The sequence below is a fragment of the Nocardia sp. NPDC004278 genome, from assembly GCF_053602975.1.
The window spans coordinates 322,038-348,777 of the sequence record NZ_JBSGEQ010000006.1 but is presented as its reverse complement, the minus strand read 5'-3'; the positions used below and the strand labels follow the sequence as shown (position 1 = coordinate 348,777).

Here is a 26,740-nt window from a genome sequence, read left to right as displayed (position 1 = left end):
ACGTGCTCAGCCGTAGCATGCTGGTGCAGGTCGGGGTGTGGCGCAGGTCGTTAGAAGGGCGCACTGCGCGAGGCTGCGGACGGCGGTCGGGGAGGTGATTGCGTGGGTGGCGGCTGATCGCTTTGCGTGGCCGGTGCGCCGTTCGGATCAGATGCGGCGCAGGCCGTTGAGGAAGGGGCAGCCTGCGAGGGTGCGGACGGCGCGGCTCAGGGATTCGATGTTATCGGCGGGGGTGTTGAAAGAGAGGCGGAAGTCGTGGTCGCCGTCGTGGCCTTCGACGCGCAGGGTCAGGCCGTAGCGGTCGATGGCCAGTGGGTGCACGGTGCCGCGCTGCAGGCGGGGCGGCAGGTGGCGGGCGAGTTGGGCGACGATATCGGCGTGGTCGGCGTCCATATGCTGCAGCCAGGCCGATTCCAGGGCGCAGAACGGATCCGGTTGGGCCAGCCGGAGTTCGTCGACGCAGACGGATTCGGCGCCGGTGGAGTCGGCCACCACTGCGGAATTGATCACCACACGCAGCAGGGTCGAGGTGTACCCGACATCGAGCAGGTCGGGATGCGGATGATCCTTGGCCACCTCGGTGGCCAGCGCCCGCTGTGCCTGCATCGGCACCGCCCGCACCCAGCCGCGCAGCCACACCAGCGCCCGAACCGGTTCCCGCAGCGGCAGCGGTGCGTGATCAGTGAGCTCGAGCACCGCGGGGGCGCCGCTCTCTCCGGAATTCCCGGCCAGCACCGCGGCCATGGATGCGGTCGGCACCGCGATCACAGCATCACCGCACTGCCGCACATGATGCACCGAGATCGGCGTCGGATCGATGCCCGGCATCGCCAGCACCGCCTGCTCCGCATGGGCACACGCACTCCGAACCCGCTCGGCGGTAGACGGTGCGACGGTCGGGTTCGGCATGCAGACCTCCAAGCATCTCAATTAGGTTACCCTAAGCTAAGTCACCGCCGAATTTTCCGCAACCGTTCGCGTCAGCTGGATCCTGAGGATTCCCGCACCTTTCGGCCGCATCGGTGCTGGCTGTGTTCGCCAACGCCTGGGCCTGGTCGCCGCACGAGACTGGTACCGGCTGTCGGGTGACCCGCGGTGGATCCGGAGTGGTTGGGTGGATTCGGGGTGGTCGGGCAGACCCATGTCACCAGCGCGGTGACCGGCCGCGGCTACGGTGGGGGTATGGCGGATGGAGTGCAGGCGGCGCACGGAGTGGCGGGGGAGCCGGTGCTGCTTTCGTTGTCGGCGCCGACGCCCGCGCGGCGCAGTCTGGACGAAGGGTTGGTGCGGGGGATCGGGGCCGGGGAGACCGGCGTTCGAATTCTCGATGCGGCTGAGCCCGATGCCGCAGTGGCTGATTTTCTGGCCGAGATCGCACACTCTGATGGTGGCTTCATCGCGCGAACCGACGAGGGGCAGCGCGCCCTGGCTATCGTCGCGGGAACGGTTGCCGCGCTGTGCGGTGAGGATATCCGGGCGGCGCTGGCTCAGCCGGATATCGCCTTTCTGACCTCGTTGAAGCCGCCCGCGGTCGAGGCAGCGCGCAATGTATTGCTGGCGATCGAAACCGCTGCGCCCGACGATCTAGCTCGAACTCTGAGCATCCTCAGCACACGCAAGTAATCTCGTAACCGTGCCGCGTATCGCGTACTTCGGGCCGTCCGGAACCTTCACCGAGATGGCCCTCGCCAAACTCGAGTCCTCGCAAGCCTTCGACGGACCGGTCGAGCGGATTGCCGCGCCCAGTCAAGGTGCGGCGCTCGATCTGATCCGGTCCGGCGATGTCGAGGGTGCTGTCGTGCCGATCGAGAGTTCGGTCGAGGGTTCCATCTCGGCGACGTTGGATTCGCTCGCCATCGGCCCGCGGCTGCAGATCATCGCCGAAACCGAACTCGAGGTGAGTTTCACGATCGTGGCCAGGCCCGGGACGACGCTCGCCGATGTCCGCACCCTGGCCGCCTATCCGGTGGCCGCGGCGCAGGTGCGGCAGTGGGTGGCGGGCACGCTGCCGAATGTCGAGCTGTACACCTCGGCATCGAATGCGGCCGCGGCCGAGGATGTCGCGGCCGGTCGTGCCGACGCCGCGGTCTCCACCGCACTTGCCGGTGAGCGTCGCGGTCTGACGGCATTGGTGTCCGGCGTCGCCGACCACGAGCAGGCGATCACCCGTTTCGTACTGGTCACCAGCCCCAGGGTGGCACCGCCCGCGACCGGCACGGACCGCACGTCGATTGTGCTCGAACTACCCAACGAGCCGGGCTCACTGATGCGCGCGTTCGCCGAATTCGCCACCCGAGGCATCGACCTGACCAGAATCGAATCCCGGCCCACCCGAACGGGTTTGGGCGTCTACCGCTTCTATCTGGACTGTGTCGGGCACATCGATGACACCGCCGTCGCCGAGGCGCTCAAGGCACTGCACCGCACGGCGCGGATCCGTTTCCTGGGCTCCTGGCCCGCGACCTCGGCGACCGGAACCCCACCGCCCTCCGACGAGCCCGCCGCGGAGTGGCTCACCCAGCTGCGCAAGGGGGTGACCGACCTATGACAGGCAAGCTGATTCTCGTCCGCCATGGCGAGACCGAAGGCAATGTCGCGAAAATCCTGGACACCCGGGTGCCCGGCCTGCCGCTGACCGAACGTGGTGCGGCCCAAGCGAAGACGTTCGGTTCGAGCCTCTCGAGACCGCCCAAGGCGCTGTTCTGCTCGGCGGCATTGCGCGCCAGACAGACCGCCGGGTATATCGAGGCGGCAACCGGTGTACCCGTCGAGGTCCTCGACAATGTCCACGAAGTGCAGGTCGGCGAACTGGAGGGCCAGCACACCGAGCAAGCGCACGGACAATTCCTACGGATCTACCGCGCCTGGCACGAGGGCGATCTGGCCGAACGAGTCCCCGGCGGCGAGTCCGGATACGACGTCCTCGCCCGCTTCCTCCCCATCATCGAAGACCTCCGCACCAAATACCTCACCGACGGCAGTGACGGCGACATCATGCTGGTCAACCACGGTGCCGCCATGCGCCTGGTCTCCCGCACTCTCAGCGGCGTAGCTCCCCCCTTCACCACCAACAACCACCTCGACAACACCGAAACCATCCAACTGCTCCCCCGCGCCATCGGCGGCTGGGAATGCACCCGCTGGGGCCGCTTCACCCCACCCTTCGGCTACGAAGTCGCCCCCACCGCCGACGACCCCATGGGCTGAATCCTCTCGACACGCTGAGCGAGTTCCAGTGCTATTGCCGGACGGCCGTCTCCCTCGATCCAGTGACGCGGGACAGCACCACCCAGATCAGGATCCGCCCCAAAGAGATCAGCCCGGATCTCGTCGAAACCGCAGGCAACCAACCCAAATTCACCACCACCCACCTCCTCGACCCTCCGGGGACAACACACCCCCCGCCCGTCCCCTGGACGGATGATCACCATGCGCTCATGCAGGTAAACGTCGAGAGCGCCCTGCATCAGCGCATTCTCGACGGGTGCGTGATCGGTGTTGGGGGGTGGCGTTGGGAGCGGTTCGGATCTGTGGGACGACGGGCGGATCACGGTCATGTTCGGACGGAAGTCCAGGATTCTGTGGGTGTCGGCTCTGGGCGGGGAGTTCGATCTGACGACCCTGAGTTCATCTACCTTCGAACGGATTTCGGCCTCGAATATCTGGGCATTCGAGCGGTGATCGTTATCGATGTCGAGTGCATCGCTGATGGGTGGGGATACTCGGTGCCCTGCTACGAGCTGGGTGGTGAGCGGTCTGTGCTGGAGGCGAAACCAGTTGGGGGCCCGGCTCGGTTAGGTGGCTGCGCCGGGGCCGGGGAGGAGGTCGACGTTGTACGGCCTCATACACCTAGGCCAACTTCGGATTCCTAGGAAACTCCGCACGCTCCGGCAGCGAATTGATCAAATCCAACAACGCCGTCCGCAGCCTCGCGGTCGTTCCGCTGCTCAGTGACGTCCACTTCGTCCCGTCATCGGACACACTCGCGGTCGCGATGAATCGTCCACCGCGCGTGTTGAATACGGCGATGTGGTTGTCGGCGTAGTCCTTCGTGCCGTCGCCATAGATAACGCCGACGATTTCGGTGTGCGAGTGGATCTGCACCATGGCCGAGGCCAGGACCTGCGCATCCCTTGGGGGGTTGCCGACCTTGGTCAGGCGGGCCGCGGTTGCCGCGGCATCGCCCGCATCGTCGAAGATCGGGACGAGCTGTTCGGTTGGAGCGTTCATACCGGTCAGCTCGAGCGCTTCGGCGGGGCCGAGTGCCGCGAGGATCGGCGCGGGCAGATCCTCTTCGACCTGGTCGATCACGTAGGAGTGTGGCCCGCGAAGGGCGACGGCCACCAGGTCATCGCCCTTCGCCAGACACATGCGACTCACTTGACCTTCGACGATCAGCCGCACCGCGACCACCCAGTGCGGGCGGTACAGCGCGCGCAGCCGGTCTTCGAGTTCGTGGTGGACGGCACCATCGATCAGGAGTTCCCGATCGGTGAGCGACTGGGCTGCCAGGGCCATCGCGGCATCGTGATCGGTCACGTTGTCGTAGCTCCCCATCGCTTGCAGCACGATGGGGAGCTCGTCGATCTCCAGTGTCTCCAGGAGATACTGCATCTCGTCGAGTGACAGCACGACCGACGCGAGCGTGGACGGGCCGCGGCCCGCACCCAGCACCGTCACTTAGCCGTCCCGGAGGCGTCGGCACCGATGACCCCGTCGGCGGCGTACCGGCCGTCGGCGAAGTGATCGGCGACCAGGTAATCCGGGGTCTTGTGCTCGGACTCATCGTCCTCATCCGAGTGAGTGCCGTGACCCATCAGCGGGCTGCTGGATGTCGACGCGCTGCGCACCGGCGCACTATCGAGCCGAACCGAGACGTTCTCGGTCGCCGCCGCGGCAGGCGTACCACCGCTGGTCGCGCCTGCACCCCAGCCCTCGGGGATCTTGAGCGAACCGTTGTTGAGCGTGGCACCCGGCACCGACGATGCGGAACGGGTCGCGGTGGCGGCGCTGGCCACGCCGCCGATTCCCATGGCGGCCATCGGCGCGACCGTGGTGGCCGCGGACGGCGCCGCCGCACTGGTGACGGCCGAGATCGCGCTCGCGCCGATATTTCCGGCCGTGGTGACACCGCCGGAGAGCACCCCGCCCGCGACATTGGCCGCCTGGGTCGCTGCGCTCACCACTGCCGGGTTCTGCACGAATGCGGACGCGGCGGCGAGCGCACCCTGCACCGGGTCGCCCCCGAAAGCCGTGTCCGACGATTGACTCGCGTCTGCGGTACCGGCGCCGTTGGCGATCGGCGGCGGGCTGATGAACTCACCGGGCGTCACGACCATTGCGCTGGTCGCGGCCTCGTAGGTCTCCATGGTGAGCGCGGCCCGCAGATCGAGCGCCGCCTTGGCGGCCTCGGCGGCTTCCGAGGAGCCGTTGAGCACGCCGCCGGTGGAGTGCGCGGCGACCCGGGCGGCGTCCACGGCCGCGATCTCCGGCAGGCTCGGCATGGCGATCGAGGCGACGGTGTACGCGGTCGCGTTCGCTGCCGCCTTGGCGCCCATCGTGGCCGCCATGACGCTCTGCTGTTCGGCCCATGCGGTGATGCCGCCGAGCCGGCTCAGCACGGCGAGACCGGTGACACCCTGCATGCCGACGCCGAGTTCGGCCATCACCCGGGCGACGGTCGCGGTGGCGTCCACCCACGCACCGGTCAGCGCGCCCCACGCGGTGCCGGCGGCCGAGATCGGAACGCCGTGCGCACCCGCGTTGAGGGCGATGGAATTTGCTTCTGCCAGGCGGGGCAGCCAGAACACCCCGGTAACACCTGCGGTCATGTCAGTAACTCCCCTTAATCCGTGATCGCAGCTCAGATGATGGTCGAGGCCTGGACGTTCATGACGCCCGCCTTCACGATGTCTTCGCCGATGTGCGTGGCGAGCTGACTGCGCAGCGTCGCGGCGGCGTGATGCAGCTCGAGTACGAGCTGGCCCACCGACTGGTCGTGCGTGATCGCCGCCTTGTTGAAATGCTGCGCGGCCAGCAGGGACACCTCGTCGATTCCAGAGGGGACGACATGGGTTGCCGGAGCGCTCAAAGCTTGTGCGGCGGTGAGCCTTTCGGCGAGCAGATCCAGCTCTCCCGCTGCGAGGAGGACGGCTTCGGGTGAGATGTTTACAAGGCCAACCATGGCTCGACTCCTTCTAGTGGCAACTACTGGGCGGAACCACGAGAATTCCCCCTACGAGTGATAGGACGCGACAGCCACGCGATCGGTTCCATCGAATCCCCACATTTCTATCCCGGTCTGTCTCAGCTGTTTCCGGTCCCACACAGCTGGGTAAAGACTAGCCCCATCCCAACTCATGCAACCGGTCTTCGTCAATGCCGAAATAGTGTGCAATCTCATGGATCACGGTGATTGCGACCTCCTCGACGACCTCACGTTCATCGCCACAGATGTCCAAAATCGCTTCGCGATAGATGGTTACGGTGTCCGGCAGCGATCCGCCATAGTGACTGTCCCGCTCGGTCAGCGCGATTCCGTGATACAGGCCGAGCAGATGTGGATCCTCCGGATTGCGCGGTTCGATCAGCACGACCACATTGTCGATGGCACGGGCCAGCTCCGGCGGGATGAGATCGAGCGCATCGCCGACCAGCTCCTCGAACCGGTCCGCGGACATGGTGACCGACATCAGCGGGGCTGCGGTTGCGGCGGCAGCGGCGCCGCGCCGGGCAGCGGTGCCGGGGTCGAGCGCCCGGAGTTCGGCGGCGGGACCGGCGCCTGGCCATTGATCAGGATCTCGCCCTTCGCCGAGCCGGTGATCGGTGCGAAGCCCTCGCGGTCGGTGCCCTTGCCGATCATGCAGTCCAGCTTGTGGCTGCCGGACAACCAGCTGCGGGCGTCGAGGTAATCGAAGAACAGTGTCAGCGTTTTATTGCGCACCGCGTCGGGGGAGCCGAGGTAGTCGTTGGCCGCGCGCCCGCATTCGTCCTCCATGAACTTGTCCTGGTCGTCCTTGCTGGGCGGTCCGCCGGGAAAGCGCTGGCCGAGGTCGGCGGTGGAGACGATTTCGACGGCATGCGCCTGTGCGCAGTCCACCGGATCGGTGGGCAGATTCTGGTTGATGCCCAGGCAGGTACCCGGCTCGAACACCTTCGACTGGTCGTGTTCGGCGGCGCTGCCGGTGGTCGGCAGCGGGGTGCCGGTGCTGCCGGAGAACTGGAGCCCGCAGCGCAGTGTCCGGTCGCCGTGCTTCCAGCCGTCGGGGCTGGGGTACATCAGGCCGACGACATAGCGGCCGCGCGGATCGAACCTGCCGCTCAAATATTGCGTCACCGCCGGGTTGCAGTGCTCTTCCTTGAGTTCGGTCAGCCGCAGCGAGTCCGGGAAGCGTGAGCCGGGACCGAATTCCACGCCGGGATATTTGGCCATATCGACATCGGCCGCGACCTCGAACAGATGCTTGTTCGAACAGGCGACCTTCACCAGATCGCTGCGATCCTGCTTGCTCCAGCTGAGGCAATCGCCCTTCGCCGCGGTGCCGAACTCCCGGTCCAACACCGTCTCGCCGGGTGCACCGGGGGTGTGCGCCTCCAGCCCCTTTTCATTGTCGTAGCCGGTGATGAACAGGCCGACCAGCGAGATGAGGACGGCACCCGCCGCCGCGGCAAGCAGCACCCAGCGCAGTTTCGGCGCGGACAGATGCAGTTTGCCGTCGGCGACCGCGTCGCGGTCGATGATCACCGACTGCGGGAACGATTCCGCGCGCGACGACTCGCCCGAGCGCGGCTCGAGTTCACGCGGGTCCTGGGGCAGATCATCAGCAGACATCGCGATCCATCATGTCAGCGTCTGATCTCGGGTGCCACGACCTGGTCGGATCGATCCGAAGCGCCCCGGTAGTGGCTATGCGAGGTGCGTCATCCGCGGAATGCGGACAGGAACAGACCCGGCAGCCGCGCCGGATTTGCGGTCGCGTAGAACTCCGTCAGCTTGCGCCCCGTTGCGGCCGCGGTGGCATTGGTGACGAACCACGGCGGCTTCGGCGACAGCGCCATTTCCCCGCGCAGCAGTGACCGCGGCGACGGCCGGAACGGTCCGCGCACCACCGTGCGCTCCACATCGTCGAGCAGAAAAGCGTTGTGCACCACGCCGATTCCGCTCTGCACGTCATCGAGCGTGTGGCCGGGATAGGCGCCCCAGGAGGCGCGCGGGGCCAAAAAGGCCAGTGCGGTCCAGGCATTGACCGCGATGGCCCCGTAGCGCAGCCGCTCGATGGCGCGGTCGAAGGCGATGCCGAGCCGTTTGATGGTGCTCGGGTGTGCGATCACGTTGACGCCGAGTGTGCCGATCACCTCGTCATTGGCGAAATCGACCGCATGCTGGAGGAATTCGCTGCCGGTATGCGGCAGTTCGACGACACCCAGGACCGGTGCGAAGTACTCGGTGCGCAGCAGCGGCGTTTCGGTCCGCGGCAGATTCTCGACGAGTACGCGCCCGTGATCCGGCCCGAGCCGCTCGGCCTCCGGATACGAATCCAGCGCCCCGGCGACCCGATCGTCACTGCCCGGGTAGTAGGCCCGGCGCCGCGGCGCCCGCTCGATCGCGGTACGCAACTCCGCGAGGAACCTGTCCTTCTGCGGCCAATCCGAACTGACCACCACCGCCTGAGTGGCGACGCAGTTGTAGCCGCCATTGTGCAGCCGCTGGGTTGCGACGTGTTCGGCTTGGAAGCGCAGGTCGGCGTCGTCCCATTCGCCCGGCACCACGATCGTCGGCGATACCCCGCCGAGTTCGCTGGTGATCGGCTTGTCCAGCAGTGGCCGTCCCTCGGCCTTGCCGTCCGGGCCCCAGACGATCGCGTCGTGGGTGCGCATGCTGCCGGTCATATGGACATGCGTGATATCGGGGTGATGCACCAGATACCCGCCCGCCTCGGCACCACCGGTCAGTATGCGCAGCACACCGAGCTCGAGCAGCGGCGCGAAGACCATTTCGTACACCGTGAACAGCGGGTCGGTGATCGGATTCAGCTTGAGCGCGACCACCCGGTTGTGGGCATACAGCTCGTAGAGCACATCCAGGGGCGGTATGGAGGTGATATTGCCCGCGCCGAGCACCGCGCCGACGCCCCCGGTCGCGGTCGGATCGAGCTGGCCGAGTCCGGCGCGGCTGCGCGCGGTATCGGCATCGACGCCGGGCCGCAGCCATACTTCGCCGTGAAACCCACTGAGCAGCAGCCGGTCGTAGAGATCGAGCGGCAGAATCGGCACCGCGACCCGCTCGCCGGGCGCCTCGGCCAGCGCGACCCGGTCCAGCGGACTGCGCCCCTGCTCCAGCGCCGATAGCGTGGCCGACAGCGCGGCGGTGGCCTGCAGCAGTGTCATCGGACCCGACATCCACTCCTCGCCGACCAGCGGCGAGTCCGGATCCAGTCCCTTGATGGTGCGCGCGGCCCGCACCCACTCGTGCGAGAAGCGGCCGGTGCGGGTGTGGATATCGTCGAGAAGTTCGCGGCGGCGACGCAGCGAGGTATGCGCCCACGTCTTCTCGCCCGCGACCAGATCGGCCACTGCGTTGTCAATCGCGGTTTTGTCGAAAGTTGTGCCCACAAACCAACTATGCGCGCGTACACCCCCGCACGGTTCGCATCCTGGGATATCGGCGTGAAACCGCAATACCGCGACCATTAGGCTGGTCACCCATGATCGACCTCCGATTCCTGCGGGACAACCCCGACGCGGTCCGCGCCTCGCAGCGCGCCCGCGGCGAAGACCCCGCCCTCGTCGACACGCTGCTCGAGGCGGACGCGGCGCGGCGTGCCGCGGTGGCCACCGCCGATAACCTGCGCGCCGAGCACAAGGCGATGGGCAAGTTGATCGGCAAGGCGAAGCCGGAGGAGCGGTCCATCCTGCTCGAACAGGCGCAGGAGATGTCGGCGAAGGTCAAGGAGGCCGAGGCCGCCCAGCATGCCGCCGACGCCGATATGGACGCCGCGCACCGGGCCATTTCGAATGTGGTCCAGGAGGGTGCGCCCGCGGGCGGCGAGGACGACTACATCGTGCTCGAGACCATCGGCACGCCAAGGGAATTCGATTTCGAGCCGAAGGACCATGTGGAGCTCGGCGAATCGCTCGGTCTGTTCGATATGGAACGCGGCGCGAAGGTGTCGGGCGCGCGCTTCTACTTCATGACCGGTTACGGCGCGCTGCTGCAGCTCGGTCTGTTGCAGCTGGCCGCGCAGAAGGCGGTGGCCAACGGGTTCACCATGATGATTCCGCCGGTGCTGGTGCGCCCGGAGATCATGGCGGGTACCGGCTTCCTCGGTCAGCACTCGGCCGAGGTCTACCACCTGGAAGAGGACGAGCTGTACCTGGTCGGCACCTCGGAGGTGCCGCTGGCGGGCTACCACTCGGACGAGATCCTCGACCTCAGCGACGGCCCGAAGCGCTATGCGGGTTGGTCGTCGTGCTTCCGGCGCGAGGCGGGCAGCTACGGCAAGGACACCCGCGGCATCATCCGCGTGCACCAGTTCGACAAGGTCGAGATGTTCGTCTTTACCACGCCGGATGAGGCCGCGGCCGAACACAAGCGCCTGCTCGCCTGGGAGCAGGACATGCTCGCCGCCGTCGAGGTGCCTTACCGGATCATCGATGTCGCCGCCGGTGACCTCGGCAGTTCGGCCGCCCGCAAATTCGACTGCGAGGCCTGGGTGCCCACCCAGCAGACCTACCGCGAACTCACCTCGACCTCGAACTGCACCACCTTCCAGGCCCGCCGCTTGGCCGTGCGCTATCGCGACGAAAACGGAAAACCGCAGATCGCAGCCACTTTGAACGGTACGCTCGCGACCACGCGCTGGATCGTGGCAATCCTGGAAAACCATCAGCAGGCCGACGGTTCGGTGCGGGTGCCCGCCGCGCTGGTGCCATTCGTCGGCACCGAGGTGCTGAGACCGTCGAAGTAGATGGGCCGAAAATGCCCGTCCCACATTGCCTAGAGGTAAATAGCTGGTGGTTCGCCATGCCGGATTCGCGGGATGTGGCAACCGGCAGGAATTGTTATGTCTAGGCTATTCACCGTGCGAGGAATCGGGTCTCGCGGCGATACCCGAACCCGGGTGCGGGCCGCGTCTGCGTTGGCGACGGCTATGGTCATGTCCCGGACCACCGGGGCCTTCTATGTAATGGGGGGTGCGCTCGGTCTGCTGATCACGGGAATTGCCCCGGGCAGCGAAGGCAATCGGGCGCTGGTGGGTACCGCCGCCGCGGTGGCGCTGCTGCTCGGACTCAGCCTGCTGGGCTGGGGTCCGCGGCTGCCACATGGGATTCACCATGGCTATGTCGCGATCGCGACGGTATTGGTGACGATCGCGGTCTACGCATTCCCGAATACCGTCGGCGCGATCGGTCTCGCCTCGTTCTATGTATTCGTCGCCTGTGATGCCGCGCTGTTCTTCGCATGGCCGCAGGCGTTCGCGCAGATAGCCTTCGCAATGGCCATGTGCCTGTGGGTAATGCCGTCGCGGCCGATCCATCCCGCATTGCCATGGTGGTCCGGGTTGATTCCGGCGGGCGTGACCTTCGGAGTGGGCGTGGTGGTCGGCATTCTGACCCGCATGGCCTCCGAGGCCGATATCGATGTGCTCACCGGATTGCTCAATCGGCGCGGTTTCGACCGGGCGTTGAACAGCGCGATCGAAACGGCCACCCGCACCGGACAGGGACTGGCGCTGGTACTCGTCGATCTCGACCGCTTCCGGAAGATCAACGATCACCTCGGCCATCGCGCGGGCGATGCGGTGCTGCAGCGGGTCGCCGATACCTGGTCGAAGTTGCTCGCGCCGGATCAGCGACTGGCTCGCTACGGTGGTGACGCCTTCGCGCTGTTGATGCCGAATACCACCGAGCAGGCGGCGATTCTGCTGACCGAGCAGTTGCGGGCATCGGTGACCACCGGATGTTCCGCCGGTGTCACCTCGTGGCAGCCGGGGGAGTCGGGATCGCTGCTGGTGAGCCGGGCGGATGTCGGTCTGTATCGGGCCAAGCAGGCGGGGCGCAACCGCACGGTGCTGGAGTCGTCGCGGCAGCTGCCATTGGCGGTCGAACTGCGCGAGGCGATCGACCGCGGTGCACTCGATGTGCACTATCAGCCGATCGTCAGCCTCACCGAGGGCGGCGGCAAGGCGGTCGGTGTGGAGGCGCTGCTGCGCTGGTCGTCGAGTGCGCAGCCGGATGTCACCACCGAGGGACTGATCCGGGTCGCCGAGGAGTACGACCTCATCGCCGATCTGGACGAGTTGGTCTTGCGCCGGGCCTGCGCTGATGCGGCCCGGCTGCAGGAGACCTTCGCGGAATTGGATCTGACGCTGAATGTGAACGTCAGCGGCCTGGAACTGGCCGAGACCGGTTACGCGGATCGCGTCGCGGGGATTCTGGCGAGCACCGGGTGGCCCGCCGACCAGCTGGTACTCGAGGTGACCGAGAGCGAGCTGGCCGCCGAATCCCAGACGGCCATCAGCAATCTGCACACGCTGCGCGAGCGCGGTGTTCGCATTGCCATCGACGATTTCGGCACCGGGTACTCCTCGCTGAGTCGTCTGGCCACACTGCCCAGTGACATCCTCAAGGTCGACCAGTCCTTTGTCGCCGCGATCCGCTCGGATTCGCCGGCACCGCCGCTGCTCGGCGTGATCGCCGCGCTCAGCAGCGCGCTGGATCTGCAGGTCATCGCGGAGGGGGTGGAGACCGAATACCAGGCCGCCGTGCTCACCGAACTCGGTTTCGCGCTGGCCCAGGGGTACCACTACAGCGATTCACATCCGGTTTCGGAACTGATCACCGATCTGAATGAGCACCAGGGGCGGGTTGGGCCTGGGGTCAGTGATCGAGAACTCGGTGATGGGGATTTGCATGCGGCCAATGGGTGGCTGCCCCTCGGGTGAGTTGGGAACGTGCTGGGGTTGGTGGGTGTGCGTCCGGTGGGTGAGCATTTCCGCACTCGGTTTCGGAACTGATTGCCGATCGGAGGGCAGGGGCAATCGGGAACACAGCGACGGTGCGTCGATACCGCCGATGGGTGGCTGCCTCTCGGTTGGGTCGGGAACGTGCTGGGGTTGGTGGGTGTGCGTCCGGTGGGTGAGCATTTCCGCACTCGGTTTCGGAACTGATTGCCGATCGGGGGAGTCGGGCAGGGGTAACCGGAAACTCAACGCCGGTTAGTTGCATACCCCAACGGGGTCACTGCCCCGTTGGACAGGGCTCTGCGGGGGACGGTGGCGAGGACGCCCCGCGGGCGCTGGCATGGCGTCACTGCCCGTCGGATAGGGGTGCTCGATGGGGCCGATACGGGAGCTGTTGGTGATCAGTTGCCCCACAGGGCGTTAGTTGCGTCGAACTGCAGCGCCCGAAGGTTGGCGCGTGGGAAATTCGCTTGACGGGATGCCGTCGGGTGATCGAGCATCACAGCATGCGTTTGCTCTTCTACGGCAGTTGAACCGCTGAGTCGCTGCGCGCCCGGCTGACGGGGCGCACCGACGAATACGGTATTCGCGGGCTCACGGTACGAGCGGTCCTGTTCAAAGGCATCGGTGAGCTGATTCCGCTGTATGCGCTGTACGCGGTGCTATTCGCTGATCACGGACTGAGTACCGGGCAGATCTCGTCACTGCTGGCGATCTGGTCGGCGACGGCGTTCCTGCTCGAGGTGCCCTCCGGTGCCTGGGCCGATACGGTGTCGCGGCGTGGCCTGCTGGTCTCCAGCGGTGTGCTGCTGACCGCCGGTTTCACCTTGTGGACCGTGTTGCCGACCTATCTTGGCTTCGCGCTCGGCTTCCTGCTCTGGGGTACTTCGGGTGCGCTCGTTTCGGGAACCTTCGAGGCGTTGCTCTACGACGAACTCGTGGCGCATGGTGCGCGGCAGGCATATCCACAGATCATCGGATATGCCAGGGCCGCATCGGAAGCGGCGATCGTCATTGCGATCGTTGCCGCGACGCCGCTCTATGTTTGGGGTGGCTATCCGCTGCTCGGTTGGTCCAGCGTGCTGTTCGCGGCGGTGCACACGCTGATCGCGTTATCGCTGCCGAGTGCGCCGAAGGCGGTTTCCGCGGCCGATGTCGAGGAGTTGGAAGATGATGCGGCCGGGGGTGATTCGTCATCGGGGCAGCAGCCAGCTGGTGGTACCCCGGTAGCGGCCGATGTGACCGCCGCTGCGCGACGGGCGCGGGTGCTCGGCCCCGCTGGGCAGTCGGACGAGGACGCCTCGATCAACTCATCCATCGCACGCCAACGAGCGGACAGCGTCGACCCTGCGGTTACGGCGACATCGATCGGTCCGGTGGCGCGCAAGTCGACACTGCCTCGGTTGGTCCCGACTGAGCACGAAGGTTGTGACGATCGTGCGCCAGCGGCAGCTGGTGAAACTGCCATATCGGACTGCGACGAGTCTGTATCTAGACCATTCGTGACATACCTGAGCATGCTGCGTACCGGCGTCGGGGAGGCGATTCGGGTGCGTGCCGTGCGCAATGGCGTCATGCTCGGCGCGCTGTTGTTCGGAATCACCGCATTCGACGAGTACTTCGCCCTGCTGGCCGCGGAAGTGGGTGTCGCAACCGCCATCGTGCCGCTACTGGTAGGGATCACGGTGCTCGGCTCACTGATCGGCTCCGTGCTCGCCGGTCGCACCGAAGCGATATCGGCGCGGACCATGGCCCGCGCGGTCGGCATCGCCGGTGTGCTGTTCGTCGGCGGCGCCCTGATCTCGGGCCTCGCCGTCCGCTGGCCCGCCGCGGTGTACCTACTCGCGGTGCTCGGCTTCACCGCGATCGGCGCGTCCTACGGCATCATCTACAACGCAACCGTCGTAGCAGGCGCCCGCCTCCAGGACGCAATCGAAGGCCCCGCCCGCGCCACAGTGACCTCGGTATCCGGCCTGGCCTCCGAGGTGGTAGCCCTGGCAGTCTTCGGCTTCACCGCCGTAGCCACCCTGTGGTTCTCGATGTCCACCACAGTGGCCCTACTGGGCACCCTCCTTCTGGCCATAGCCCTCCTGACCCCCTCCTGGCTCCCCCAACGCCCCAACTGACCCACTACCGCGGCGCCGGGTAGGTGGGTGGCGGCGAATCCGGCTTGGGTGCTTGCGGTTTCGATGATGTGGGCGCCGATCTCTGCGGCGTGGACCGCCAGCATGAAGACCGTGCGGTGGCAGCCATCGCGCTCCATTCTGGCATGGAGCGTTGCCAGATATTCGTATTTGTGGGATGGTCTTGTCAGAATGCGCTCGACGTCGCAGCCGAGTGCGAACATCTCTTCCGATGGGTGCGATGCAATGACGCATGACAACCAGCTGCTGCCGACTCCGCCGCTGTTCACGGAGTTTCCGTTCCGGTACGCGGTGCCCCTCATGGCGCCGGGCGATCTGCGCTGCACGGCGGCGCAGCGGGATTCGTTCCGTCGGTTCGCGCAGGTCGGGGATCCGCTGGCGGATGCTGTGGTCGCAATGTTCAAGCAGCTGCCGGTCGGTGCGGGACGACGGATGTTCGAGACCGCCGTCGAGCGCGGTATCGATGCGGTGCCGGATGCGCCCGCGGAGTTGGTGGCGTTCTTCGGGCAGGTCGAGGCGGATCCCTACTGGTTGGACCGCACCAAGATCGACCGGGGTGCCCGGGTCGTGGAACGCACCAGCGTGTGGGGCGGAATCGCGATGGGGATGTTCGCGTTGATGGGCGGCTACCTTGCCGCCCGCGCGGATAAGACCCTGGTCGGCACCGGTGATCTCGACGCGATGGCGCCGCGCCGCCTCGCCGAAACCACCCAGTGGTGGCTGGATGTGACGACTCCCGGTGGGCTGGGGCGCAATCAGGTCGGCTACAAGAGCGTGCTGCGGGTGCGGCTCATGCACGCGCTGGTCCGCGCTGGCATGAATCGCCGACCCGATTGGGACTACGCGGCCTGGGACCATCCGGTGAACCAGGTGCTCACCGTCGGCACGCTCGGGCTGTTCTCGATGGCGAATCTGGTTGGCGCACAGGCGCTCGGCCTGCGCTTTTCGGCCGAGGAGAAGGACGCCGTATTCCAGCTCTGGCGCTATGTCGGCTTCCTGCTCGGCATCGACGCCCAGATCCTGCCGACCAATGAAACCGATACCTGGCGCGCCTTCTGGATCCTCGCCGATACCGAATTCATTCCCGACGAGGACTCCCGCCGTCTGGCCCAGGCCCTGGTTCCCGCTGCGGGCGGGCTGTTCATCGGCACCGACACCGTCGCCAAACGCGTCATCCGCCGGGTGCTCACCAGCTATATGGTGGCCTACAGTCGAATCGTGCTCGGCCCGAGCAACTCCGACTTCCTCGGCCTGGAGAACAGCAAGTTCTTCCAGAGCGCCGTCCTGGCCACCGCCGTCGTCAACGGCGCCCTGGAAGTCCCGCGCCAACTCATCCCCGGCGCCACCCGCATCCAGGAAAAATTCGGCGCCCGTGTCCGCTCCCGTCTGGTCCGCGGCTCCATCGCCCGCAATGGCGGCGACCGTACCTACGCCCGCCACGACACGTTCGCCAATCCACGCACTGCCCTGCGTGCGGGGTAGGCCCTCGGCGAACGGCGCGTCGGTCGGGACACGCGGGGCAGCCGCTGTCGAGCTGGCGGAACTGCTCGGTGGCCGGTGCACCGCGGAGCAAGTGTGGGAGCTGTTCGATCGTTTGCCCGCGGCCGGGTCGCAGAGGTCGCGGCCGGGTGCTGGCGGGCGAGCAACTCGATACCGGACATCCGTTCGCCGGAGCACTCGTCGCCTCGGGCCGGTATGGCAACCAGTTCGACGATCCGGAATCAGTGCATCCGCTGCTGTTCGCCGACGCATCGGGAAATATCTTCGCCGTCGATTCGCGCCGAGTACCCCTCGGCCTTGCCGCAGGGAGGGCGGCGCCGCCTGGCCCATAGGCATCAGGGGCCACCGCGCCCGGTAAAGGTGGCGAATGCGTCACGCCCGCCGTGACATGTAACCCCGCGCAGCAGCGCGCGGGTCGGGAGCATCAAGTTCGCGAACGGGTGGCGACGACGACCGCGACGAAGGTGAGGGTGCAGCCGATTGCCGCGGTGCGGGATAGTCCGGCGCCGGTTGGAGTCAGGATGTCCAGGCTGATGGAGGCGAGGAGTTGGCCTGCCACCGAGGTGAGGCCGAGCAGCAGGACGCCGATCCAGCGAACGGTCAGGGCGGCCAGGGCGATAAAGGCGACACCGATCAGTCCGCCGAGGTAGAGCCACGGTTCGCCGGGGAATTCGGTGGGCCGGCCACTGCCGACGAGGACGGCGGCTTCGATGGCGAACAGGGCCGCGGTGCCGATGCCGAAGTTCACCAGGGTCGCGGAGAAGGGGCCGCCCACCGCGCCGACGCGCCCATTGACAGCTTGCTGCCAGGCCAGACCGATCCCGGCCAGTGCGGGCAGGATGACCAGCAGTGTGGTGGGGCCGGTGCGCAGCCAGTCGGGAACCGCGGCGGATCCGGCCGGTACGCCGGAGCGGCCCGTCGTGGCGAGAACCACCGCCGCGATGGCCAATGCGGCACCACAAATACGCGCCACCGTGATCGGGGTGCGGCCGTGCGGGGCCAATCCGAGCCGGTCCACCACCAGGCTGCTCAGCAATTGACTGCTGACCACGGCGACGGTGAATGCGGTGACACCGATCGCGGCCACCGTAAGTCCCTGGCACGCAACGAAGAACGCACCGCACAGCCCGCCGAGCAACTGCCATGGACGCAGCACACCGCGCGACAGCGCCGCCCGAACCCGCCCCAGCCCAGCACGCAGCCGCCGACTGCACGCGAACGCGATCAGCAACACCGCCAGCCCGAGGCCGAAACTGATGCAGGCAGCCGCGATCCCATCCTGCAGCCGCGCCCCCAGCGCACCATTGATCCGGCCCTGCACGGCCACCCCGGCCCCGATACAGAACCCGAAGGCCAACCCCACCTTCGCCCGCACCGCCATCCCCGCACCGTACCGCCACTACCTCAACCACCGGCCGAGCCACAACACATCACGATCGCCGTGTGTGGTCGGCCGGAACCACTACACGCGGTTCAGCCGAGCTTGCGCGACCGCAGCTCGTGTCCCTTGGAGGTTCTGCACCGACCGGATTCCAGATCCCACTGCCAGCCGTGCAAATTGCAGGTGAGAATATTGCCCTCGACCACACCGAATTTCGACAGATCCGCCTTCAGATGCGGGCAGCGCCGCTGCACTTCCCATCCGGCCAATTCCGTCGACGCGGAATCGTCGTGCGCCTCGGCGAACCAGCCGTCCGCGTATGCGATCCGCTCATCGGTGAGGCATTTGAAAAATGTGTAGAGGAATTCGTTGTAGCCGCCGATCCGCCACGCCTGGAAGCGGGTGGACAGGAAGATGGTGTTCACCCAGTCCGGCTCCTCATCGCGCAGTACGGTCCGCACCAACTCCGGCGCGATCCGGAAACCGTAGCGGTACTTGCCTTCTCCCTCGATCGGCGCGCGCACCACGCGGTTGGGGAAGTCCAGCACCACGGTTTCCTCGCCGATGACCAGGCCGACGGGGTATCCGATGCCATCGCAGATCAGATCGCTCTGCTTCATGATCGGCTCGAACAGCGCCTGCAACTGTTCCAGCAACCGCTCGTCACCTGTTGCCCACGAAGCCTTTTCGGCCGCGAGCACCGGCGCGAGGCGCTGCGCCATGAGCTCGATATATTCGGCCTTGTTGTCGTAGATCAGGCCCGGCTCGAACGGATGGGTCAGCGACAGTTCCGCACCGCGGACTTCGGCGACCGAACCCGGGATCATCAAGATCCCGCCCTCGTTGCCGTGGATCTTCATCTGCTCCAGGAACACCATCTGATCCGGGAAGATATTGCCCTCGTCGCCGCGATCGTCATTGAGGTAGCGCAGCTCATCGTCGAGGAAGACCGGCGGACCGGCCGAGGGGACGACCCAGGTGGCACCGACCTGTTCGATATAGCTGCGGGCGCGATCCATACCACGCTGACGCTTCTGCTTGCCGAAGTTCGACTTGGTGCGATTCGGAATGTCGTAGACCATCGGGTACCAGATCGCGCCCGAGTACTGCAGCAGATGGATATCGACGTGCCCGAACGCGTCGTGCAGCACATCCATATCGACCGGACGGGCATCGTTCATGTTGAAACAGGTGGTCTCACCGTCGGAGACCACCAGCCCGGAGTCACCGATCGGACCGTCGGCGGGCGCGCGCAACGCGATGATCATGATGTCGATCTCGCCGCCCGGACCGCTCACCCGGTGCTTGACCGAATCCTGGGTCTCGAAGAACTTGTGGAAGCCCAGCTTCTCCAGTTCGCGCCGCAGGTCCGGCACCGGATAGTCCGGCAGCAGTACGGTCGCATCCTTGTTGACGTGTTCGGCCAGGTGCGCCGCGTCGAAGTGGTCGCGGTGCAGATGCGAGACGTACAGGAAATCGCAATTGCCCAGCTCATCCCAGTCCAACTGGGTGTTGTCCGGAAACGGGAACCACGAACCGAAGTACGCGGGATTGACCCAGGGATCGCAAAGGATCGACCCGGCCGCGGTGCGGATGTGGAATCCGGCGTGTCCGACGCTGGTGATCTGCACGAGCTGCTCCTCCTGACCGTTACCAGCCACCCAGGGTAGTGGCTAGGCGGAAACGTCGCCGATGCAGTAGCCCTCGGAACCCTCGGTGAGGGTGAAGGTACGGGTCTGGGTCACACCCGAGGAGTTGGTGACCGGAACTTCGACCGTGACGTAACTCGCGTGCAGCCGCTCCGAACGGATCTCCTGATCGGTGAATTTCGTGATGCCGGTCAGCCTGCCGGGGTTATTGGCCAGCGGTGCGGATGTCGGGCTGCCGGTTCCGGTGGGATCCCAGTTCGCGGGGCTCGCCTTGCAGACCAGCGGATAGGTGCCCTCCTTATCGGAGGGATCGAGCGGGGTGCCGACGAAACGGGCCAGATAGCGACGCACGGTATGCCTGGCGTCGGCCTCATTGGGGCCGGGGTCGGCGCCGTCCTGCGCCACCCACGGGCAGACGGTCTGGTTCGAGTTCTTGATGCCCGACTCGATCGCCGCGCGGTCGAAGCTGATCGTGGTGCCCGCGCTCTGCCAGCTGACGCTGCTCTTCGTGACCGTCGCGGGCTGTGCGATGGCGGTCAGGATCGTCTTCTTGTCGGCGGACATATCGCTGACATTGCCCGGGGCCATCATCCAGCACTTGGACTGCAATTCGGCGGGCGTGGACCGGTCGAGTGCCGCGCCGAAGCGCGATACGACATCCGCCCCGCCGGGCACACCGCGGACCTCACCGACCGGCACGCTGAACGCTTGCGCCAATGCCTGTGTGGCCGTGGTCGGAATCGCGGCCGACGGGGTCGTGGTCTTCGCCGATGTGTGGGGCGGCTCATCACCGGGTATGCCGGAGACAGAGTCGCATCCGGTGAGCAGAACAGCGCTGGTCAGTGCCAGGCCAGTCGTAATGGCGAGGAGCGCCCTTCGTGTCCGCGGGTCCTTCCGGTCGTGTTCACGCGGTATCGGGCGAGCGCGTTCCACTTCGAGGGTCCTCTTTCGTAGGCGTTCGGCATATGAGCGATGGGTCCGGCACGCGCGCGGATGCGGCGGCTCTGCCGGATGGGACAGTCAGCGACTACGCTAGCGGAATTGTGGAACCCGTCTACCGGACAATCATCGGGCTGGCCCGTACCATCTTCTTCGTCGAAGGTCTGAAGTTCACCGTCAAGGGCGCTGAACGTATCCCCGCGCGCGGTGGTGCCGTTATCGCGATCAACCACACCGGCTACATGGACTTCACCTACGCGGGTCTGCCGGCGCGCACCCCCAAGCGGTATGTCCGCTTCATGGCCAAGCAGGAGGTGTTCGACAACAACATCTCCGGCCCGATCATGCGGGCGCTCAAACACATTCCGGTGGACCGTGCGGCCGGTGCCGACTCGTACAAGGCGGCGGTCGAATACCTCCGCAGAGGCGAGTTGGTCGGCGTCTACCCCGAGGCCACCATCAGCCGCAGTTTCGAGATCAAGGACTTCAAGTCCGGTGCCGCGCGCATGGCGCTCGAGGCGGATGTGCCGATCATCCCGATCGTCATCTGGGGCGCTCAGCGGGTGTGGACCAAGGGCTTCCCGAAGCGTCTGGGTCGCACCAATACGCCGATCTCCATCGCGGTCGGCGAGCCGATCCAGCCCTATGAACCCGCCGCCGAGCTGACCGCTCAGCTGCGCAGCACCATGCAGGCGATGCTGCTGGATCTGCAGCAGGACTATGTGCACGAACCCGGCGCCTATTGGGTGCCAGCACGTTTGGGCGGCAGTGCGCCCACCCTCGAGGCAGCCAATGCCCTGGACGCCGCCGAGGCCGAGGAGAAGGCGGCGCGCCGGGCAGCCAAGGGTTCGCTGTAGGGGAAGCCATGTCGCGGGAACCGGTCTATGACATTCTCACGGGCTTGGTCCGCACGCTTTTCGTGGTGCAGGGGCTGCGGGTGGATATCGCCGGACAGGAACGGATTCCGCGCACCGGCGGCGCCGTCATCGCCGTGAATCACACCGCCTACCTGGACTTCATGGAGGTCGGTCTGGTCGGGCGTAATTCGCGGCGCAATGTTCGTTTCATGATGAAGGCCGAACTCGAACACGGCATCGTTGGCTTTCTCATGAAGCACTGCAAGGCAATCGGTGTCGATCGCAGCGCGGGTGCGGGTTCCTACCGTCGCGCGGTCGCGGCGCTGCGTGCGGGCGAGCTGGTCGTGGTCTACCCGGAGGCGACCATCAGCCGCAGCTTCGAACTCAAGGAATTCAAGTCCGGTGCCGCGCGCATGGCGATCGACGCGGACGTCCCGATCATTCCCATCGTCATCTGGGGTGCCCATCGCATCTGGACCAAGGGCTTCCCGAAGCAACTCGGCCGCCATCGTTTTCCGATCAATATCCGCATCGGTGACCCGATCCCGCCCGTCGACCCGACCGACGATCTAACGGTCGAACTCCGCGCTCGGATGAGCGAACTGCTGGCGGACGCTCAGGCGAACTACCCGATGCCAGCGGGCGAACCGTGGGTACCCGCTCGCATCGGCGGCACCGCCCCCACCCTCGCCGAAGCCGCCGTGCTCGAGCGGGCGGAGATGGCTCGCCGCGCCGCCCAACGTCGAACCCACTGAGCCTCAGGACCAGGGGATTCTGCAACGGCTAGGGGCCGGGAGATCGCCGCGGAGGAAGGAGGTCGGGGGGACGCCCATGAGCATGCGGAAGTCGGCGGTCATATGGGACTGGTCGTAATAGCCAGTGGCGGCGGCCAATTGGGACCACGGGGTTTTGCCCGCGTTGGCAATGATGCGGCGAACACGGCCGATACGGGCGAAATGCTTGGGGGAGATACCGATTCCGGCGGTGAAGAGGTTGCGGAGTTGGCGCTCGCTGACCGCGAGGTCGGCGGCGAGTCCGCGGACCGTCGGGACCGTGGCGATGGCGGCGACGGCGTCGCGGAGGAGTTCACGATGTGCGCGCTGGGTCGGATCTTCGGGGATGCGTTGCGGGAGAATCGCTTCCAGGAATGGCAGGACATCTTCGGTTGGCAGCGTGACGAGTTCGTGTGCCAGATCGGCGGCGACGCCGGGGAGGTCGGCGAGGCGGACGACGCGATCGGCGAGGTCGGCGGCGGGGACGCCGAGCAGTTGCCGGGTGACGCCGGGGGCCAGGCGCAGCCGGGTGCATCCGGCGGGCTTATCCGCGGCCGAGTAGGCGGCGCGGGTCTGCGGCCCGACGACGAGTGTGTCGCGGCGGTCCCGCAGCACGATCGTTGTCCCGGCATGCGGTACATGCGTGTACGGCACGGAGGTATCCGTGCCGGTTGGGATGCTGCCGAATTCGGTGATCCACGGCCGCAGTGCTTCGGGTGCGGGCACCGTTGACTCGGTGAGGTCGGCGGTCGGCATGGTCACTGGACCCACTGTAAGCAGCTCACAGCCGGATACAGCGACCGAAAACGTGCCGAAATTTCCTATCGACCCAGGTGGCCCGGGCGGCAGGCTGGCCGCATGATCGTGATCACCGGTGCCACCGGCACCATCGGCAGTGAAATCATCCGTCAGCTGGTCGCCCGCGGCGAGCGGGTCCGTGCGGTGACCCGCGATCCGGACCGGGCGCAGGTGCCCGCCGGAGTGCAGCTGGCCCGGGGCGACTACCACGACCTCGACTCGATGGCCGCCGCGATGTCCGGCGCGGCGGCGGCCTTCATCGTGGGTGTGCTCGGCCCGGAATATGCCGAGACCGACCGCGCGCTGGTCGCCGTGGCCCGCGAGGTCGGCGTGCGCCGCATCGTCAAACTTTCCGCCATAGGCACCGGCGAACCCGGCCTCGGCCGGGTCGGCACGTGGCATATTCCCGGCGAGGAAGCGGCCAGGGCGAGCGGTTTGGAGTGGACCGTCCTGCGGCCGTCCAGCTTCGCCTCCAACACGTTGAGCTGGGCCGATGCCATCCGGTCCGGTCAGCCCGTGCCGAATCTGACCGGTACCGGCAGGCAGGGCGTCATCGACCCACGCGATATCGCCGCGGTCGCCGTCGAGGCCTTGACGACCACCGGCCACACGGGCCGCGTCTACACCCTCACCGGCCCCGAACTGCTCACCACCGCAGACCAAGCCGCAGCACTGGCGACCGTCCTCGGCCATCCGCTCGAGGTGGTCGACGTGCCGGAAGATATTGCGCGCGAACACATGATCGCGGCAGGCATGTCCCCGGAATTCGTCGAGGGCGCACTGGCGGGCCAGGCCTATGTGCGCGCGGGCGGCAATACCATCCGCACCGACGACGTCCGCCAAATCCTCGGCCGCCCACCCCGCACCTACGCCGAATGGGCTGCCGACCACGCCGCAGCCTTCACCCCAACCCCCGCCGACCAGAGCATTCGCTGACCGAACCGCATCCGCATCCCCGGCACCCAAAGCCCCTGCCAGCAATGTCCGATTTTTATTTGGGGCCAAGGTCGGACTACAGTTTTGGACGCACGCCGATGCAGCCGAGTTCTGGGCCACATCGAGCGCATGCGGATGTAGCGCAGCTGGTAGCGCATCACCTTGCCAAGGTGAGGGTCGCGGGTTCGAATCCCGTCATCCGCTCCATGAAAATGCCAGGTCAGTAGGGTGAGCTAGCCTGGTGCAGACGTGTGTGTCACCACGTCACCACTGCGGTCACAACGGCTTCTCAGGGCAACTACCAGCTCTGGAGACCTCATGCTCACACCCCGCCCGCGACCCCGTAGCAACGGGTCGATCGCCGGCAGGTTCCGTTCCACTACTACGACGAGACCCGGGCGTTGACGGTCGACGTCGGAGACTTTCGACGACTACGAGGCGGCCGCGCGCTGGTGTGAGCTGGCCGAGGTAGTCGGTGTCCCCGAGGCGCGCCGGATCCGGGAGATTCAGCTCGGCACTGTGGTCGGCTGCATGACGCTGGTGGAGTGGTTGCGCAAGTACACCGCGCGCCTGACCGGTATCGAGGAACGCACGCGCTGCGAACTACATCCGCTACATCGACGTCGACATCGAACCGTTCTTCGGCTCGTCGCTGCCGATCACCGCGTTCAACCAGGATCTGGACGCGGCGTGGATCGTGCACCTGGAACAGGACAAGGGCAACGGCGCGAAAACCATCCACAACAAACACGGATTCCACTCCGCTGGTTTGAACGCGGCTGTGGCCGAACGACCGACGCCGTTGATCCCCTACAACCCGTGCCTGGGGATCCGGCTGCCGCGCCACGACGCGCCGGAGCTGGCCCGCGGTGAATCCGCACTCACCGGGACCGGCCGGTAGATGAACCGGCTACGGCCCGGCTGTGTCTCCCACACCACCCCGCCGTTCTCGATCTCCTTGGCGATGGACCGAGTGCCTTCGTCGTGCTGCTTGTTCAGATCACGTTCGGTTCGGTTCCGGTCCCGTGCAGTGAAGTACGCCCATATGCCCGAACAGAATCTGAAACCCTTCACGCTGCTCCACAGCTCACCCAGCATCGGCGTCCACCTCCCTTCTCGGATCGTCGCGCCCGAGGCGCTCGCATGTTCAGGGCCAGGAGACCGCCGAACACCACAAGAACGTGATGCAGATCTCTGACGCGGCACCGGGGCTGGCACGCCCCGAGTTCTGCGGGCGCTCCTCGTCCACTACCGCGAGCCCCAGCGCCCGCGAACATCTCGTTCATCGCCCGTGAATTCCTTCCCGTAATTGGTAAGGAATCGTTGTAGCGACCAGGGGTGCAGGATGTGGCAGTTGTAGCTGGACAGATCGCATGTACGCACGAATGCTCTAGCCTCGTCGAGCATTTCGAGCACCTTGTCGTGCGTTGGGAAGTTGTATCCATCCGCGCCCTGGGCAGACCCACTGGGGCACCTCCTCGTTAAGGGGATCAGGGGCGCCGTAACACTCGTCGGCGGCACGCTCGACGACTTTCGACGCCAAAGGATTTCATTTTTCGGCTTCGATGAATGCGTAACTACCTACGAAACCGCCTACCTAGAACGGGTTTTCATCGACAACGCTGAAGGTTTCATATTTTCGGCGTCGGCGGAATAGGGACTCCCTACGAGGTCCCTACGGCGGACCCCTATGAGTTCCCTACGGCGGAATGGGGACTCCCTATGAGGTGCCTACGGCGGCCCACCACATCTCTAGGCATACCCCTACCCGTGCCAACTCGTCATCGGCGGCGGTGCGGTGGACGGTGGGTTGATATGCGCGTTCACTGGTCTCCGCCTCCGGTCTCGGTAGGCAGTTGTTCGGCGGATTCGGCGGGTAGGTTCTCCAAGAAGTCGATGAGCTGTGACGCCTCGGTTTTGGTGTCAGCTCCTTGGATGTGGTGAAGGTGCGGCCGAACTGGTCGCCGACTGCCCGATCGGTCACGTCGTGCTCGTCGAGCAGGATCGCGAGTTTCTGTTGCTGCGGCAGAACGGGTCTGATAGTTGCCGGTGTTCTCAGGCTGGCGGTGGTGCTGGGTCTCGGTGTCGTCGTCGGCGACACAGACAGTGGGGGCGCCGCTGTCCCGGCCCCGTCCAGCACCTCGGCCCTGTCCAGTGCGGCTGCGGCCACGACATCCCAACCGGCGCGGGGATCTATGCGCGGTTGCGTCACCAATCCGGCAGAAACCGACCGCGACAATCGGCACGTACCTGAAGTACCGCAGCTCATCTGCGAGACCACACACCAGATCAACTGGCAACGGACAGATGCTTTGTTGCTGGTGGGCACGGCCTGGAGGCAGGTGTAGGGCAACACCTGGCGGTCTCCTCCAGACCGTGCAGTTCCCTGCTGCGCTGCCGGCTTTCAGCGCGGCAGGGTGCTCATCAGGTGATGTGCTGGGGTGGAATTCGTCGGCGAGGTCGGCGACGTCGTCGCTGTTCGGGGTAGTCGGCTTCGTTGGTCGTTTCCGGTGAGGGCGTGTGGGCCGGGCGGGGGGAGCCGTTTCGTTGGTTTGCTGGTTTGGTCGATTGCGGCGGTGATGTCGGAGGCGGTGAGGAACCACGTCCGGCCTGCCTTATGTCCGGTAGGTTGCCTGTTCTGAGCTGTATGGGGTACCAGCGTCGTGATTTGCCGAGAGTCCGGGCGCCTACTTCGACTGGGTATGTGGGCTCGTGTGGGGGGCGATATCTCGTGACCGACTTCGGTGGACGGTTCACTTGAACGACTATCCATCTGCGACAACCTGATTGGGTACAGGGCG

General features: G+C 66.2%; 23 protein-coding genes and 1 tRNA gene. 13 read left to right on the top strand and 11 right to left on the bottom strand.

What is annotated here, in order from left to right:
• Nucleotides 1-147: 147 nt before the first annotated feature.
• Entirely contained in the window at nt 148-909 is a 762-nt protein-coding gene (locus ACWEO2_RS12545; protein WP_452405391.1) for a DUF2470 domain-containing protein, read from the bottom strand.
• A gap of 186 nt (nt 910-1,095) precedes the next feature.
• On the opposite strand from ACWEO2_RS12545, the gene ACWEO2_RS12540 reads away from it, so the two are divergent.
• Genes ACWEO2_RS12540 through ACWEO2_RS12530 form a run of 3 tightly spaced genes read left to right on the top strand, consistent with a single transcriptional unit; the run spans nt 1,096 to nt 3,207 of the window.
• Complete coding sequence (locus ACWEO2_RS12540; protein WP_452405390.1) at nt 1,096-1,623, top strand: hypothetical protein; 528 nt, start codon at nt 1,096-1,098, stop codon at nt 1,621-1,623.
• Between the two features lie 10 nt (nt 1,624-1,633).
• Nucleotides 1,634-2,548 (top strand): prephenate dehydratase, encoded by a 915-nt coding sequence (gene pheA, locus ACWEO2_RS12535; RefSeq protein ID WP_354958663.1) that lies wholly within the window; start codon nt 1,634-1,636, stop codon nt 2,546-2,548.
• Complete coding sequence (locus tag ACWEO2_RS12530; RefSeq protein ID WP_452405389.1) at nt 2,545-3,207, top strand: histidine phosphatase family protein; 663 nt, start codon at nt 2,545-2,547, stop codon at nt 3,205-3,207. Before pheA ends, ACWEO2_RS12530 begins: the two co-directional genes overlap by 4 nt.
• 642 nt (nt 3,208-3,849) lie before the next feature.
• On the opposite strand, the gene ACWEO2_RS12525 is transcribed toward ACWEO2_RS12530, so the two are convergent.
• From ACWEO2_RS12525 to ACWEO2_RS12500, 6 genes are all read right to left on the bottom strand, one after another.
• Complete coding sequence (locus ACWEO2_RS12525) at nt 3,850-4,680, bottom strand: ESX secretion-associated protein EspG (protein ID WP_452405388.1); 831 nt, start codon at nt 4,678-4,680, stop codon at nt 3,850-3,852.
• The gene (locus tag ACWEO2_RS12520) at nt 4,677-5,831 is read right to left on the bottom strand and encodes a PPE domain-containing protein (RefSeq protein ID WP_452405387.1); all 1,155 of its coding nucleotides are present in this window, start codon (nt 5,829-5,831) and stop codon (nt 4,677-4,679) included. The genes ACWEO2_RS12525 and ACWEO2_RS12520 overlap by 4 nt, the downstream gene beginning before the upstream one ends.
• Before the next feature lie 32 nt (nt 5,832-5,863).
• Entirely contained in the window at nt 5,864-6,184 is a 321-nt protein-coding gene (locus ACWEO2_RS12515) for a PE family protein (RefSeq protein WP_452405386.1), read from the bottom strand.
• A gap of 157 nt (nt 6,185-6,341) precedes the next feature.
• On the bottom strand, nt 6,342-6,692 hold the full coding sequence (locus ACWEO2_RS12510) for a metallopeptidase family protein (protein ID WP_452405385.1): 351 nt from the start codon (nt 6,690-6,692) through the stop codon (nt 6,342-6,344).
• On the bottom strand, nt 6,692-7,831 hold the full coding sequence (locus tag ACWEO2_RS12505) for a septum formation family protein (protein WP_452405384.1): 1,140 nt from the start codon (nt 7,829-7,831) through the stop codon (nt 6,692-6,694). Before ACWEO2_RS12505 ends, ACWEO2_RS12510 begins: the two co-directional genes overlap by 1 nt.
• A gap of 89 nt (nt 7,832-7,920) precedes the next feature.
• Complete coding sequence (locus ACWEO2_RS12500; protein ID WP_452405383.1) at nt 7,921-9,612, bottom strand: aldehyde dehydrogenase family protein; 1,692 nt, start codon at nt 9,610-9,612, stop codon at nt 7,921-7,923.
• A 92-nt stretch (nt 9,613-9,704) separates the two neighbouring features.
• Here ACWEO2_RS12500 and serS point away from each other — a divergent pair, with 92 nt between their 5' ends.
• The 5 genes from serS to ACWEO2_RS12475 all read left to right on the top strand — a co-directional run bounded on the left by serS (nt 9,705) and on the right by ACWEO2_RS12475 (nt 16,938).
• Nucleotides 9,705-10,967: a serine--tRNA ligase gene (gene serS / locus ACWEO2_RS12495; RefSeq protein ID WP_354961493.1), complete on the top strand. Its 1,263-nt coding sequence runs from the start codon at nt 9,705-9,707 to the stop codon at nt 10,965-10,967.
• A 189-nt stretch (nt 10,968-11,156) separates the two neighbouring features.
• Nucleotides 11,157-12,944, top strand: a complete 1,788-nt coding sequence (locus ACWEO2_RS12490) for a putative bifunctional diguanylate cyclase/phosphodiesterase (RefSeq protein ID WP_452405382.1) — start codon at nt 11,157-11,159, stop codon at nt 12,942-12,944.
• 563 nt (nt 12,945-13,507) lie between these two features.
• Nucleotides 13,508-15,088, top strand: a complete 1,581-nt coding sequence (locus ACWEO2_RS12485; protein WP_452405440.1) for an MFS transporter — start codon at nt 13,508-13,510, stop codon at nt 15,086-15,088.
• Nucleotides 15,089-15,331: 243 nt separating this feature from the next.
• Nucleotides 15,332-16,588, top strand: a complete 1,257-nt coding sequence (locus ACWEO2_RS12480) for an oxygenase MpaB family protein (RefSeq protein WP_452405381.1) — start codon at nt 15,332-15,334, stop codon at nt 16,586-16,588.
• Between the two features lie 146 nt (nt 16,589-16,734).
• Complete coding sequence (locus tag ACWEO2_RS12475; RefSeq protein WP_452405380.1) at nt 16,735-16,938, top strand: GXWXG domain-containing protein; 204 nt, start codon at nt 16,735-16,737, stop codon at nt 16,936-16,938.
• 92 nt (nt 16,939-17,030) lie between these two features.
• Here the strand turns inward: ACWEO2_RS12475 and ACWEO2_RS12470 are convergent, their stop codons facing one another.
• From ACWEO2_RS12470 to ACWEO2_RS12460, 3 genes are all read right to left on the bottom strand, one after another.
• A complete protein-coding gene (locus tag ACWEO2_RS12470) occupies nt 17,031-17,987 on the bottom strand; it encodes a DMT family transporter (RefSeq protein ID WP_452405379.1) in 957 nt (318 codons plus the stop codon).
• Nucleotides 17,988-18,079: 92 nt separating this feature from the next.
• The gene (locus tag ACWEO2_RS12465) at nt 18,080-19,618 is read right to left on the bottom strand and encodes a Rieske 2Fe-2S domain-containing protein (protein ID WP_452405378.1); all 1,539 of its coding nucleotides are present in this window, start codon (nt 19,616-19,618) and stop codon (nt 18,080-18,082) included.
• Between the two features lie 42 nt (nt 19,619-19,660).
• Nucleotides 19,661-20,569: a hypothetical protein gene (locus ACWEO2_RS12460; protein WP_452405377.1), complete on the bottom strand. Its 909-nt coding sequence runs from the start codon at nt 20,567-20,569 to the stop codon at nt 19,661-19,663.
• 110 nt (nt 20,570-20,679) lie between these two features.
• Between ACWEO2_RS12460 and ACWEO2_RS12455 the strand changes: the two genes are divergently transcribed.
• On the top strand, nt 20,680-21,432 hold the full coding sequence (locus ACWEO2_RS12455; protein WP_452405439.1) for a lysophospholipid acyltransferase family protein: 753 nt from the start codon (nt 20,680-20,682) through the stop codon (nt 21,430-21,432).
• Nucleotides 21,433-21,440: 8 nt separating this feature from the next.
• Complete coding sequence (locus tag ACWEO2_RS12450) at nt 21,441-22,187, top strand: lysophospholipid acyltransferase family protein (RefSeq protein ID WP_452405376.1); 747 nt, start codon at nt 21,441-21,443, stop codon at nt 22,185-22,187.
• Nucleotides 22,188-22,190: 3 nt separating this feature from the next.
• On the opposite strand, the gene ACWEO2_RS12445 is transcribed toward ACWEO2_RS12450, so the two are convergent.
• On the bottom strand, nt 22,191-22,961 hold the full coding sequence (locus tag ACWEO2_RS12445; RefSeq protein ID WP_452405438.1) for a helix-turn-helix domain-containing protein: 771 nt from the start codon (nt 22,959-22,961) through the stop codon (nt 22,191-22,193).
• Nucleotides 22,962-23,063: 102 nt separating this feature from the next.
• Between ACWEO2_RS12445 and ACWEO2_RS12440 the strand changes: the two genes are divergently transcribed.
• The 3 genes from ACWEO2_RS12440 (at nt 23,064) to ACWEO2_RS12430 (ending at nt 24,840) form a co-directional block, all read left to right on the top strand.
• Nucleotides 23,064-23,939 carry an NAD(P)H-binding protein gene (locus ACWEO2_RS12440; RefSeq protein ID WP_452405375.1) on the top strand — a complete coding sequence of 292 codons (876 nt, stop codon included), beginning with the start codon at nt 23,064-23,066 and terminating at the stop codon, nt 23,937-23,939.
• A 131-nt stretch (nt 23,940-24,070) separates the two neighbouring features.
• Nucleotides 24,071-24,146: transfer RNA gene (locus ACWEO2_RS12435), tRNA-Gly, on the top strand.
• A gap of 490 nt (nt 24,147-24,636) precedes the next feature.
• Nucleotides 24,637-24,840 (top strand): hypothetical protein, encoded by a 204-nt coding sequence (locus ACWEO2_RS12430; RefSeq protein ID WP_452405374.1) that lies wholly within the window; start codon nt 24,637-24,639, stop codon nt 24,838-24,840.
• Nucleotides 24,841-26,740 lie beyond the last annotated feature (1,900 nt).